At 60.7% G+C, this 13655-nt stretch carries 10 protein-coding genes; 6 read left to right on the top strand and 4 right to left on the bottom strand.

Annotated elements, in window-relative coordinates; translation table 11 throughout:
- The first annotated feature begins 92 nt into the window (after nt 1–92).
- The 4 genes from trkA (at nt 93) to hflX (ending at nt 4648) form a co-directional block, all read left to right on the top strand.
- Entirely contained in the window at nt 93–1469 is a 1377-nt protein-coding gene (trkA, locus tag J7394_RS13460; RefSeq protein ID WP_209253710.1) for a Trk system potassium transporter TrkA, read from the top strand.
- Complete coding sequence (locus J7394_RS13455; protein WP_209253709.1) at nt 1469–3007, top strand: TrkH family potassium uptake protein; 1539 nt, start codon at nt 1469–1471, stop codon at nt 3005–3007. The genes trkA and J7394_RS13455 overlap by 1 nt, the downstream gene beginning before the upstream one ends.
- A 130-nt stretch (nt 3008–3137) precedes the next feature.
- Nucleotides 3138–3377 (top strand): RNA chaperone Hfq, encoded by a 240-nt coding sequence (gene hfq, locus J7394_RS13450; protein WP_005982826.1) that lies wholly within the window; start codon nt 3138–3140, stop codon nt 3375–3377.
- Complete coding sequence (gene hflX / locus J7394_RS13445) at nt 3377–4648, top strand: GTPase HflX (protein ID WP_209253708.1); 1272 nt, start codon at nt 3377–3379, stop codon at nt 4646–4648. The genes hfq and hflX overlap by 1 nt, the downstream gene beginning before the upstream one ends.
- A gap of 3 nt (nt 4649–4651) precedes the next feature.
- Here the strand turns inward: hflX and J7394_RS13440 are convergent, their stop codons facing one another.
- The 4 genes from J7394_RS13440 to hemB form a co-directional block, all read right to left on the bottom strand.
- The gene (locus J7394_RS13440) at nt 4652–5047 is read right to left on the bottom strand and encodes a nuclear transport factor 2 family protein (protein ID WP_209253707.1); all 396 of its coding nucleotides are present in this window, start codon (nt 5045–5047) and stop codon (nt 4652–4654) included.
- A gap of 109 nt (nt 5048–5156) precedes the next feature.
- Nucleotides 5157–7619 carry a penicillin acylase family protein gene (locus J7394_RS13435; RefSeq protein WP_209253706.1) on the bottom strand — a complete coding sequence of 821 codons (2463 nt, stop codon included), beginning with the start codon at nt 7617–7619 and terminating at the stop codon, nt 5157–5159.
- Nucleotides 7620–7782: 163 nt separating this feature from the next.
- A complete protein-coding gene (locus J7394_RS13430; protein ID WP_209253705.1) occupies nt 7783–8355 on the bottom strand; it encodes a YSC84-related protein in 573 nt (190 codons plus the stop codon).
- A 143-nt stretch (nt 8356–8498) separates the two neighbouring features.
- Nucleotides 8499–9497, bottom strand: coding sequence for a porphobilinogen synthase (gene hemB / locus J7394_RS13425; RefSeq protein ID WP_209253704.1), 999 nt, complete (start codon nt 9495–9497; stop codon nt 8499–8501).
- A gap of 119 nt (nt 9498–9616) precedes the next feature.
- Here hemB and J7394_RS13420 point away from each other — a divergent pair, with 119 nt between their 5' ends.
- Together J7394_RS13420 and mfd are read left to right on the top strand one after the other, a co-directional pair.
- Nucleotides 9617–10141 (top strand): component of SufBCD complex, encoded by a 525-nt coding sequence (locus tag J7394_RS13420; RefSeq protein ID WP_209253844.1) that lies wholly within the window; start codon nt 9617–9619, stop codon nt 10139–10141.
- Between the two features lie 21 nt (nt 10142–10162).
- Complete coding sequence (gene mfd / locus J7394_RS13415; protein ID WP_209253703.1) at nt 10163–13624, top strand: transcription-repair coupling factor; 3462 nt, start codon at nt 10163–10165, stop codon at nt 13622–13624.
- The last annotated feature ends 31 nt before the right edge of the window (nt 13625–13655 follow it).

Genomic DNA, 13655 nt, shown 5'->3' with positions numbered 1-13655 from the left:
TTATTCTGCCCGAAAAGGTCGGGTATGACAATTCAATTGACCCTCTCAGGACCATCTGTCATTCAAAGATTTCAGGCAGAAGGGCCAGAAACATGAAGGTCATCATTTGCGGTGCGGGTCAGGTTGGCTGGCAGATCGCGCGGCATCTATCGGGCGAGCTGAACGACGTCACGGTGGTGGACAACAACCCTGATCTTGTGCGCCGGGCGACGGAAACGCTGGACGTACAGGGGATCGCGGGCTTTGCCAGCTACCCGGATGTGTTGGAGCGGGCAGGCGCGCGCGACGCCGACATGATCATCGCCGCAACCCACTCGGACGAGGTGAATATGGTCACCTGCCAGATGGCCCATTCGGTTTTCGCCATCCAGCGCAAGATCGCGCGTTTGCGGTCGAAGTCCTACCTTCAGGCGATCCACTCAGACCTATATCGCCGCGACCACCTGCCGATTGATGTGGTGATCAGCCCCGAGCGTGAGGTCGCCGCCGCCGCCATGCGTCGCCTGTCGGCCCCGTCCGCTTTTGACACCGAGATGTTCATGAACGGCAAGGCCCAGCTGCTCGGCATCCGTATCGACGAGGATTGCCCGATCGTGAACACGCCTCTGCGGCAGTTGACCGATTTGTTCTCGACCCTCAGCTCGATCGTGGTCGGGGTCCGGCGCGAGGGCAGCCTGTTTGCGCCTGAATCCGAAGATCAGCTGTTCGTGGGCGATGAGTGTTATGTCTTCACCAGCGTGAAAGATGTCGACCGCACGATGGAGGTGTTCGGCAAAGCGCAAAAACGGCAGGACCGTGTGGTGATCGTCGGCGGCGGCAATGTCGGGCTTGAAGTCGCGCGAACGCTGGAAGAACGCGAAAGCCGCGTGCGGGCCAAGATCATCGAACGGGATCGCCATTGCGCCGAAAAAGCCGCCGAGGCGCTCGAGCGGACGATCGTCCTGCATGGCGACGGGCTGGATTCGGCGTTGCTGAACGAGGCGGGCATCGACCGTGCCGATGCGATGTTGGCCGTCACAGATGATGACCGTACCAATATGCTGGCCGCCGTGCGCGCCAAGGCCGAAGGCTGCGCGCTGGCGATTGCGCTGATCAATGACCCCAGTATGGTCGCGTTGATGGGCCCTCTGGGCATTGACGCCTATATCAACCCACGGGCTACCACCGTCAGCTCGATCCTGCGCCATATCCGGCACGGGCGGGTGCGGCAGGTTTATTCCATCGGCGATGCCGAAGCCGAAGTGATCGAGGCCGAAGTGCTTTCGACCTCGCCCATGGCCGGGCAGAAACTGCGCGATATCGATTTCCCCGAAGGAGTTCTGGTCGGCGCGGTTCTCAAAGGCAACGAGCTGTTGCGCCCAACGGGCAGTCTACGGATTGACGAAAAGGACGTGCTGTCGATCTTTGCCATGGCCAAGGACGTGCCTGAGGTCGAACGGCTGCTGCAGGTTTCGATTGATTTCTTCTGATGGCGCGTGTGGTCACAGCTCGGATTGGGGTCTTGCGGCGCTTGCCGCTGTTTCTGCTGATCTGGGGGATTTCGGCGCTGTCGATGTGGGTGCCGGCAGGTTATGCGCTGGCGCTGGATGATCACGATACCTCGCGGTCTTTTCTCTATTCCGGTCTACTAGGGCTGTTTCTGGTGTCCACCATTGCGCTGGCGGCCTCGAACCGGGTGCCGCGGAGGGGGACGCTGGGGCAGTTGGCGGTGCTGCTGGGTTGCTTCACCATTCTTCCGATCTTTCTGGCCATCCCGTTCCACGACGCGCTTGGCAATACCACCTTTCTGAACGCCTATTTCGACATGGTCAGCGCCCTGACCACGACCGGAGCCGACCTGTTCCCCGACCCCGACCGCCTCAGCGCACCGTTGCATCTGTGGCGCGCGCTGGTGGGCTGGATGGGTGGCCTGCTGATGTGGATCGCGGCTGCCGCGATCTTGGCACCGCTGTCACTGGGCGGGTTCGAGGTCACGGCGCGGGGCCAGCCTGGTCGGCCGGTATCGGGCGTGGCACAAAGCGAGCAGGTCGATCCGCGTGGCCGCTTGCTGCGCGTGACCCGCACCCTGACGCCGATCTATGCGGGACTGACCGCCGTGGTCTGCATCCTGCTGCTTATCGCCGGAGAGCAGGGCCTGACTGCGATTTGCCATGCGATGTCGGTGATGGCGACCTCGGGCATCTCTCCTGTTGGTGGGCTGGAGGGCGCGCAGGCGGGCATTACGGGAGAGATGATCCTGTTTCTCTTCCTGCTTTTCGCCCTGTCGCGCCTGACCTTTTCAACCGACACGGCCGCCAGCGGCTTTGCCCGGCTGGACAAAGACCCCGAGTTCCGGATCGGGCTGTTCATCGTGTTGGCGGTCGCTGTGCTGCTGTTCTTCCGCGTTTGGGCAGGGGTCAACGAAATTGGCGGCCAACTGCAGCCCTTGCAAGCCCTACACGTGATCTGGGGAATGCTGTTCACGGGCCTTGCGTTCCTGACCACAGCCGGGTTCGAGAGTGCCAATTGGAACGATGCCCAGCAGCTTTCGGGTCTGGGGACCCCAGGGCTGGTTCTGATGGGGCTGGCGCTGGTTGGTGGCGGTGTCGCCACCACGGCAGGTGGGGTCAAATTGCTGCGGGTCTTTGCGCTCTACCTCAATGGCGCGCGCGAGATTGACCGGCTGATCCACCCGTCCTCGGTCAGCGGCACCGGCGGCGGCAACCGCCGCATTCAAAGCGACGGAGCCTTCATCGCGTGGATCTTCCTGATGATGTTCGCGTTGACCCTTGCCCTGTTTAACCTGCTGCTGGCCCTGATGGGGTCGGGGTTCGAACAGGCCATGGTGCTGAGTGTCGCTGCTCTCAGCACAACCGGACCGTTGATCGAGCTTGCGACGGATGTCCCGATCCGCCTGGTTGACCTGTCGGGTGGGGCGAAATTGACGCTCTGCGCGGCGATGGTGATCGGTCGGCTTGAGACGCTGGCGATCATCGCGCTGATCACGCCGACCCTGTGGCGGGATTGAACCACTGCGCGTGCCCAGCGTTACTGCCTGATTTTTCGTCTGGAATATCTGTGCGCGTCACTCCATACTCTGCCAGAGGGAGCGCGTTGGTCCGCAGCGCGTAGCAAGAACAATGGCGAGTTAATAAAATATGGCTTCGGACAGACAGAATCTGCAGGACGCGTTCCTGAACAATGTACGGAAAGCAAAAGTCCCGGTCACAATTTTCCTGATCAATGGCGTGAAATTGCAGGGTGTGATCACTTGGTTCGACAATTTCTGCGTATTGTTGCGCCGCGACGGACAGTCGCAGTTGGTCTACAAACACGCGATTTCAACCATCATGCCATCGCAGCCGATCAACCTGTATGAGGGCGAAGACGCCTCTTGATGGAGCATGAAAGGAAGTGCACCCGGGCCTGGGTGCTGCATCCTGAAATCAAATCAGATGAACAGCGCCGCGTCCCCGGACCCGCGCTGGAAGAGGCGGTGGCACTGGCTGCCGCATTGCCCGATCTGGATGTGATCGGGTCTGAGATCGTGCGCCTGCCGCGCGCGCAGCCGGGTCTTCTGTTCGGCAGCGGCAAGATCGATGAACTGGCCGAACGGTTGCACGATAGCGAGGTCGAACTGGTTCTGATCGACGGCCCCGTGACGCCGGTTCAGCAGCGCAATCTTGAGAAAGCGTGGAAGGTCAAGATCCTCGACCGGACCGGTTTGATCCTTGAGATTTTCAGCGATCGCGCTCGTACACGTGAAGGTGTTTTGCAGGTCGAGATGGCCGCGCTCAGCTATCAGCGCACGCGACTTGTCCGGGCTTGGACCCACTTGGAACGCCAGCGAGGTGGGTTGGGCTTTGTTGGCGGCCCCGGTGAAACTCAGATCGAGGCTGACCGCCGCGCCATTGATGAGCAATTGGTGCGTTTGCGTCGGCAGCTGCAAAAGGTGGTCAAAACGCGCACGCTGCATCGGGCCGCGCGGGCAAAGGTACCGTACCCGATCGTGGCGCTTGTGGGCTATACCAACGCGGGCAAATCCACCCTGTTCAACCGCCTTACCGGGGCTGAGGTGATGGCCAAGGACATGCTGTTCGCCACGCTGGACCCGACTATGCGCCGCGTTGTTCTTCCCGACGGCCCCGAGGTGATTCTGTCGGACACGGTGGGTTTCATCTCGAACCTGCCGACCGAGCTGGTCGCTGCGTTCCGGGCAACGCTTGAGGAAGTTCTGGGCGCGGATCTGATCGTGCATGTGCGCGACATCAGCCATGACGAGTCACAAGCACAGGCCGACGACGTTCAGGCCATCCTCACCTCATTGGGTGTCGATGATGCGCGGCCCATGCTGGAGGTTTGGAACAAGACCGATCTGCTGGACGCGGATGAGCGCGAGGCGGTTTTGGCGCGCGCTGACCGCGATCCGTCGATCTTTGCGATCTCGGCCGTGACCGGGGATGGGATCGAGCCTCTGCTGGCTGATATCGCGATAAAACTGCAGGGGGTCCGGCGTGAAACCACTCTCTCGCTGAGCTTCGCCGAAGGGGACAAGCGCGCGTGGCTGTTCCGGCAGGATGTCGTTCGATCCGAGGAGCAGACGGAAGATGGGTTTGAGATTACGGTACTTTGGACCGACAAACAGGCGGCGCAGTTTGCGGGGCTTTGAAGGCTAGCTACCGGTGATCTGCCTGTGAAAATCCTCCATATCGAACCAGCCCATTGAAGATTGAACCTTGTGCTCGGGCGTCAGGTCCCATTCTTCCCATCCACGAACCACCACCTGATTACCGGTTTCGGAATGATGCCCTTCCATCGTTTTCACGAAGATCGCGTGTGATCCAGCCCAGCGAAACATATCGCATCGCACTTCGAGGTTGGAAAATTCAGCGTGAAAACCACGCACCATTTCTATGATGGCGTCCCGGCCTATATGGGGTTCGCCTCGGTTGATGATGATCTGCCCATCAGGCGCGAAAAAACGCGCGACGTCCTCTGCGTCACCGGAGCTCCAGGCGATGGCGTAATCGCGCGCCAGATTGTTCAGGATGTCCCGAATGCTTGCCATGATCGTCCCCCACGGATCCCACATCACCTGGTGGGTGATCCTAGGTCAAAATGGGAAGGCTTGCCACGACACCTCGGAATTCGGGGCGAGGAGTCGCCGAATGGGCGGATTATTGCGGGGTGAGGGTGGTGACACCCACTGCGGCGGCCCGCGCCAGATCAATGTCGAGGGACATCGGGATGTATTCTCCACGTCGCCACAGCTGCGCCTGATCGTCGTAGTAGCGTGACAGGAAATGCCCGGACTGCCCGGTTGCGGTGATAAAGACGGAACTGTCGGGATCGGCGAAATCATAGACGCCGCGATAACCAGCGCCGTGCACGTTCAGGAATGGGTCAGGTCCTTCACCTGAGGTCCGCCCGCGCAGCAGCGTGTTGTCGCCTCCGCTGGTCGATTGGCGAATGTTAACGAAATAGCGCAGGACCGGAACGTTCCCGAGAACCGGATGATCATGAGTAGCCTGATGGGCATCGCCCCAGCGCAGGGATTCCAGCGTGGTGCCGTAGGTCTCGGCGATCCAGATCAGCGCGTCGTCCAACGCCAGCTCTGCCATGTCCGAGCAGGTCTCGACCGGGGCGCTTTGGCGCACGTCACACCAGACCGACGCGCCATCAATGTCGCGGTAAACCCGTTCGATGAAAAGAGGTTCCACATGTTTGAACTCGCTGGCCAGCGGGCCGAGTTCATCCCCGATCAGGCGGATCTGCAAAGCGCGTAGCCACGCGGCATAGATCAAAGGCTCCGGCAGATGCTCGTTCATCTCACCGTTCCAGTCGGCCAGCAGGGACAGGGCGATCTGGCGTTGGCGCTCGGGTGTGCCCTCGGGAGCCGAGGCGCCGGTGAACCAAAGATCAGCCCCGATCAGTGGTAGCAGCGAGCGCGCGGTAAAGCTGACAGTGTCCAGTTGCGCCTCGATAAAGCTGTCGCGGGTATGAACCTCGCGCGATTGCATCAGCCGTTCCCAGCGGTGAACGCGCTGCGTGTCGCCCCATTCGAATGAGACATGGTTGGGAAATGGACGGTCGATGATCTTGTTGTTGGTATTGCCCAGCAGACCACCGGCGGGTGAGGTGAACTCGGGGTTGGTGGCATAGGGCATCCGGCCTTGCCACCGGTTTTCCGCAATCCAGCCGGGTGTGGGGATGCGCCCTTTGCTTTGGTTCAGGCGGTCACGCTGAGGGACTGCTCCGATCAGTTTCAGGCCAATCGTTTCGGTGTCGACCAGGGACAAGTTCTGCGACGGTGCGATGAATTTCTCTGCGACGTCAATGGCTTCGAGTACGGTATCGGCGTTCATCAGAGCCATTGAGGCGCTCATCGACGTGTCATTCGGGCTGAGTGCCGTCCAGGATAGTGACGCGACATGTCCGGGTGGCGTTATCGTCTCCAGATCATAGTGGCTGCCGGGCAGAACCGGGCCATTCTCTGTCCAGCGCAGGGTCAGGGTGATGGGGGCTTCGTCCTTGATTTCGATGATCGAAGGGCGGCTTTGGAATTCCTTGAACCCGTCAGGGGTCAGGTATTCTTCGGGATTGTCAGGGTTGAGTTGCTCGATATGCAGGTCCTGATCGTCCAGATAGGAGGAGGTCAGGCCCCAGCCCAAACGGTCGCTGCGGCCGCTCATCACGGCGGGAATACCGGGAATTGTGGCGCCGATCACGCCGCCCTTTGCAAGGTCCAGATGGGCCAGATACCACACGCCGGGCGCGGTGAAGCCCAGATGCGGGTCGTTGGCCAATAGGGTTCCGCCACTGGCCGATCGCGACGGCGCGGCAACCCATGCGTTTGACGCTCCGGCCAGACCACGTTTGGGGAACGGCGACAGCGGCGTATCCGGCATCGGCGTCCCGGTGGCATAGCGCGGCAGGCCGGGAAACAACTGGGCATATTCGGGCAGGGCGGCGATACCGGCTCCGGGCACGTCCGGCAGAATGTCGACCAGCCGCGCCGGATCATCCAGCATCAGCGAGGTACGGGCGCGCAGAACCTCATCTTTCAGGTGGCCCGACAGCTGCAACCCCATAAGTTTGATCACGGCGAGGCTGTCGCCTGGTTGCCAAGGAGAGACGGGGGCGTTGAACAGAAACATCTCGGGCGCGCCACGGCCCAAAGCCTCTTCGTTGATCTGTCTGAGGCGGGCGTTGACCCCCGCGGAATAGGCGCGCAGTGCAGCCTTTGTGTAGTCATCTTGCGCCTCGACCGAGCGATGGGCCAGGCCATAGAGGTCAAGCCGACGCAACAGCTTGTCGATGGTAACGGTGCGCGCGCCAAAAACCTCGGACAGACGTCCTTGGGCGGTGCGGCGCATAACGGTCATCTGCCACAAACGATCCTGCGCGTGCGCATAGCCCAAGCCAAAGAACACATCCGGGTCGGTTTCGCCAAGAATATGGGGCACGTTTGCCGTGTCGCGAATGATCTCAACCGGGGCAGTGACGCCTTGAACCTCAAGGGTTTGATCGTATTCGGGCAGCGATTGGCTGGCCAGAAAATAGACCAGTCCGATGGCGGCAAGAACCAGCAGGACAAGACCCGTGGTGATGCGTATCAACCAGCGAAAGACAAGAGCCATGGACGTCCCACTTGTATTCGTTCTTCACGTGACGAGAGGTTACTTCAAGGCCGCCCCGACCGAAAGAGGAACACTGCGGAAACCTGCCTTGACGTGGCAATGAAAAAGACCCCGGCCCAAGTGGGGGACGAGGTCTTTCAGAGAGGGGCGTGGTAGTACAAAATCAGGGGATGATGCGGGTGTATTTGATGCCTTCGACGGTTGCACCGATCTGCAGGCCCGCCTGGCCAAAGATGGCTGCCAAGACCGGGCTCAGCAGGGTGGTCGTATCGGTCGACAACTGGTCGCCCTGATCGCTGACCACATAGCCGATATCAGCACCGGCCGTCCAACCGCTGGAGCGGCGGAAGTCGTTCAGCGCGTCCTCGGTCATGAAGAACAGCACGTGGGCATATTGTTGCGCGCCGATCTGCAGGCCGGCAGTGCCTTTGACGGCCGAGTAATAGTCAACCGTAGCGCCATTGATGCGAAGCGCACCCTGACCATACCCGCCGCCGAATACGAACCCGGCCTCGGTGATCAGGGGCATGACCAGCATGCCGTTGGCTTTTTCTGCGATCTCGACCGTATTGGGGTAGCGGGCATACATCTCGGTTAGTGTTGCGTCGACACGGGCGTCAAGGGTGGCCGCGTTCGAGTTACCGACGCCGTTGCCGCAGGCTGCGGTCAGGGTCAGACCTGCCATGCCCAAGGCAAAGCCGCGACGGTCCAGTCGGGGAAGGGTGGAACTGCTCATGGTTTTTTATCTCTGTAACTGTGCCTGATATGTCGGGTGTTCCCGATCTTATGTGCAAGAATACGCCGATTGGCCCTGCATGTCACGACAAAGCTGTCGCGGCCCGCGAAACAATCGGCGAAAAATCGCGAAGGTCTGGGGTTTTAGCCTTGAAGAACCCGTGCGACCTGCGGCGCGAAATAGGTCAGGATTCCGTCGCACCCTGCACGTTTGAACGCCAGCAGACTCTCCAGCATCACCTTGTCGCCATCGATCCACCCGTTCTGCGCGGCCGCCTGGATCATCGCGTATTCGCCCGAGACCTGATAGGCGTAGGTGGGCGCACCAAACGTGTCTTTCACGCGGCGGCAGATATCCAGATAGGGCATGCCCGGCTTGATCATCACCATATCGGCTCCTTCGGTCAGGTCGCGCTCGATCAGGCGCAGGGCCTCGTTCGAATTTCCCGGATCCATCTGATAGGTTTTCTTGTCGCCGGTCAGAGCGCCCGAGGCACCAACCGCATCGCGGAATGGCCCGTAGAAGGCGCTGGCATATTTCGCGGAATAGCTGAGGATCATCACGTTGTGATGACCCGCCGCCTCAAGCGCCGCGCGCATCGCGCCGATCCGGCCATCCATCATGTCTGACGGACCAATGATATCGGCCCCGGCCTCGGCCTGAGCAAGTGTCATCTTGACCAGAGCCTCAACGGTCTGGTCATTCACGATCTCGCCATCGACAACATAGCCGTCATGGCCGTTGATGTTGTAGGGATCCAGCGCAACGTCGGTCATGATCGCGATATCAGGTGCCGCCGCCTTGATCGCGCGGATCGCGCGGTTCGAGAGGTTATCTGGGTTCCAGGCCTCGGCGCAATCCTCGGTCTTGAGCGACGCATCGGTGTAGGGAAAGATGCAGATCGCGGGGATTCCAAGGGCTTGCGCCTCGACTGCTGCTTTGGCGATCAGGTCGACCGACCGCCGCATCACGCCGGGCATCGAGGGCACCGGCTCTTCAATACCTTCGCCGTCGCGTACGAAAACCGGCCAGATCAGATCGTCGGTGGTCAGCGTATGCTCGCGCACCAGCCCGCGGATCGCATCGGACTGACGCGCCCGGCGAAAGCGGGTCTGGGGGTAGGGGGCGATGGTCGGTTTCATGGCGCGTCCTCCTTGAACATTGCCGCATTGGGTGGCATGAATCCGCCAAGGGCTCAAGGGTATCAATGGACGCGCTTTCGCGACAGAACCCCCTGAGGTTTGTGAATAAAGGGCTGCGTTTGGACTGGTACTCTTCGATTTTCGAACTCATCGACATGCGCAGCTTTTCGAATCTGTGGTTCTGGATTGTTCTGGCGGTCACTTGGTCTTCTGCCAGTCACTGGACGATGGGGGTGCCTTACGACATGGTGGTCCGTGCGCGCCGCGTCGGAGGCCAGCTTGAGATCGACCTGCTGGACATCGTGCGCATCAATACCAACCGCATTCTCTACTATGTCGAGGCGTCCGGCATGGTGATGTTAGCAATGGCCTGTTTTGTCTTTACCGCATTGGCGACGCTGGGTTTTTACTATTGGGTTGAATTCGCACAGGCCGTGTTCCTGCTATTGTTTCCACTGGTCGTCGTGACCTTCATCAATATCTTTCACGCACGCCGATTGCGGCGGCATGATCTGACACTGGATCGCGTTGCCAAGACGCTGTCACGATGCCGTCTGTACACGCAGATCATCGGCATGATCTCGATACTGGTCACTTCGATGTGGGGCATGTATCAGAACCTTTCAATCGGCGTTCTGGGATAGCGAAATCTGAAAGGGACAGGGATGAAGGCTCCGAACCACGTGACAGTCGGCGGCGCCCCCGAAGGGTATGACGCACAGCTTGTCCTGAACGAGATCTTACGTTCGGGCAGGCCGGTTTGCCATGTGGCGCGCGATGACAAGCGGCTCGAGGGGATGCGCGCAGCACTTGCGTTCTTTGCCCCCGATATGCCGGTTTTCGTTTTCCCCGGTTGGGATTGCCTGCCCTATGACCGGGTCTCGCCCAACGCGGATATTGCCGCGGCACGGGTGGCCACGCTTGCAGCACTGGTCCACCAGATGCCCGAGCGTTTCGTGCTGCTGACCACGCTGAATGCCGCGACCCAACGCGTCCCCGCGCGCGAGGTTCTGCGCGAGGCCGCCTTTACCGCTCGCGTCAACCAACGCGTGGACGAAGACGCCCTGCGCAAGTTCCTGGTGCGGATGGGGTTCACCCAAAGCCCGACCGTGATGGAGCCCGGAGACTACGCGGTCCGGGGCGGGATCATCGACATCTTCCCTCCGGGCGAATCCGGTCCCGTCCGACTGGACCTGTTCGGAGACGTTCTGGACGGCGCGCGCCGGTTCGATCCTGTCTCGCAACGGACCACCGAAAAGCTTGGAGTGGTCGAGCTTGCCCCCGTTTCCGAGGTCATACTGGACGAGGCCGCCGTCACCCGGTTCCGCCAGAACTATCGCATCGAATTCGGTGCGGCGGGTACGGATGATCCGCTCTATGAGGCCGTGAGCGCGGGCCGAAAACACCAGGGCATTGAACATTGGTTGCCTTTCTTCCACGAAAAGCTGGAAACCCTGTTCGACTATCTTCCAGAAGCAACGATTTCTCTGGACGATCAGGTCTCATCCGCGCGTCTGGCGCGGTGGGACACGATTGCCGATCAGTATGAAACACGGCGGCTGGCGCTCGAAAACCGCTCGCGCATGGACACGGTGTACAAGCCGACACCGCCCGGTCTGCTCTATCTCGATGACGCGGCGTGGGATCAGTCGGTTGGCGATCGGCGCGTGCTACAGTTCAGCCCTCTGCCACAGGCCAGCGGACCTGGTGTGATCGACGCGGGCGGGCGGATCGGGCGGAACTTTGCGCCTGAGCGTCAACAGGAAAGTATCAGCCTGTTCGGTGCGTTGGCGGACCACATCAAGGGCAAGCTGGACAAGGGTCCGGTCCTGATCGCGTCCTATTCCGAAGGCGCGCGAGAGCGTCTGACCGGCTTAATCGAGGATGAAGGTCTGGCCGAAGCAATACCGGTCACCGATGGTACACGCATCGGCAAAAGGGGCCTCCATCTGGCGGTCTGGGCCTTGGAACATGGGTTCGAGACGGCGGATCTGACCGTGATCGCCGAACAAGACGTTCTGGGCGACCGCCTGATCCGGCAGCCCAAGAAACGCCGCAAGGCCGAGAACTTCCTGACCGAGACCCAATCCCTCAGCCCCGGCGATCTGGTGGTTCATGTGGACCACGGCATCGGCCGCTACATGGGGATGGAGGTCGTCACCGCCGCCGGTGCGGCGCATGAATGCCTGCTGTTGGAATATGCCGAAGCGGCCAAGCTGTACCTGCCGGTCGAGAATATCGAACTGCTGTCGAAATACGGCCATGACGAAGGGCTGCTGGACCGTCTGGGCGGTGGCGCATGGCAGGCCAAAAAGGCCAAGCTGAAAGAGCGCATCCGCGAGATGGCGGACAAGCTGATCCGCATCGCGGCCGAACGCGCCCTGCGCAAAGCCCCCGTAATGGACCCACCGCCTCACGCGTGGGAGGAGTTCAGTGCGCGCTTCCCCTATCAGGAAACCGACGATCAGTTGCGTGCCATCTCGGAAGTCATGGAGGACATGCATTCCGGCGCTCCGATGGATCGCTTGATTTGCGGCGATGTCGGCTTTGGCAAGACCGAGGTCGCCATGCGCGCGGCCTTTGTTGCCGCCATGTCAGGCATGCAGGTGGCCGTCGTCGCGCCGACCACTCTGCTGGCTCGTCAACACGCGGCCTCGTTCAAGGACCGCTTCCGAGGTTTCCCTCTGGAGGTCCGGCAGCTATCGCGTTTTGTTTCGGCGAAAGAGGCGCAGCAGACTCGAGACGGGCTGGCGCGCGGGACAGTCGATATTGTGATCGGCACCCATGCTCTGCTGGCGAAAGGTATCCGTTTCAACAACCTCGGCTTGCTGATCATCGATGAGGAACAGCATTTCGGGGTCGGGCACAAAGAGCGCCTGAAACAACTACGCTCTGACATCCACGTTCTGACTCTGACCGCAACGCCCATCCCTCGGACACTGCAACTGTCACTTACCGGAGTGCGCGACCTGTCAATCATCGGCACACCACCCATCGACCGACTGGCGATCCGCACGTATGTCAGCGAGTTCGACGCGGTGACGATCCGAGAGGCCCTACTGCGCGAACACTATCGCGGCGGTCAAAGCTTCTATGTGGTGCCACGCATCTCGGACCTGCCTGAGATCGAGGAGTTTCTAAAGCAGCAATTGCCAGAGCTGACCTATGTGGTTGCCCACGGTCAGATGGCGGCGGGTGAACTCGACGACCGCATGAACGCGTTCTACGACGGTAAATATGACGTGCTTCTGGCGACGACGATTGTCGAGAGCGGGCTTGATATCCCGACGGCCAACACGATGGTCGTGCATCGGGCGGATATGTTCGGCCTCGCGCAGCTCTATCAGATCCGAGGTCGGGTCGGGCGGTCAAAAACCCGCGCCTATGCCTATCTGACCACGAAACCCCGCCAGAAGCTGACCGCCACCGCCGAAAAGCGTCTGCGCGTTCTGGGGTCGCTTGATACGCTGGGGGCCGGGTTCACTCTTGCCAGTCAGGACCTCGACATTCGCGGCGCGGGCAACCTGTTGGGCGAAGAACAATCCGGCCAGATGCGCGATGTGGGCTATGAGCTCTACCAGTCGATGCTGGAAGAGGCGATTGCCAAGATCAAGGCCGGTGAGATGGAGGGGCTCTCGGACGCCGATGACCAATGGGCGCCGCAGATCAATCTGGGCGTACCGGTTCTGATCCCCGAGGATTATGTGCCCGATCTGGATGTGCGTTTGGGCCTCTATCGTCGCCTGTCGTCGCTGTCGACCAAGGTGGAACTGGAAGGGTTTGCCGCCGAACTGATCGACCGGTTCGGGACGCTGCCCAAAGAGGTGAACACCCTGATGCTGGTGGTCCGCATCAAGGCCATGTGCAAGCGCGCGGGTATTGCGAAACTGGATGGCGGGCCGAAAGGCGCGACTGTTCAGTTTCACAATGACAAATTCGCCTCACCCCAGGGGTTGGTCGAGTTCATCCAGAACCAGCGCGGCATGGCAAAGGTCAAAGACAACAAAATCGTTGTGCGCCGCGACTGGAAGAAAGACAGCGACAAGATCAAAGGCGCTTTTGCGATTGCCCGTGACCTTGCTGAGAAAGTCGTGGCTGAAAGAAAAAAGGCTAAAACGGGCGGATAGCGGGGAAGGGGGCGCTGCCCCCGCCGCGGCA

The sequence above is a fragment of the Ruegeria sp. R13_0 genome (assembly GCF_017743995.1).
In the GTDB taxonomy this organism is placed as follows: domain Bacteria; phylum Pseudomonadota; class Alphaproteobacteria; order Rhodobacterales; family Rhodobacteraceae; genus Ruegeria.
This window is presented reverse-complemented; position numbering and strand designations above follow the sequence as displayed.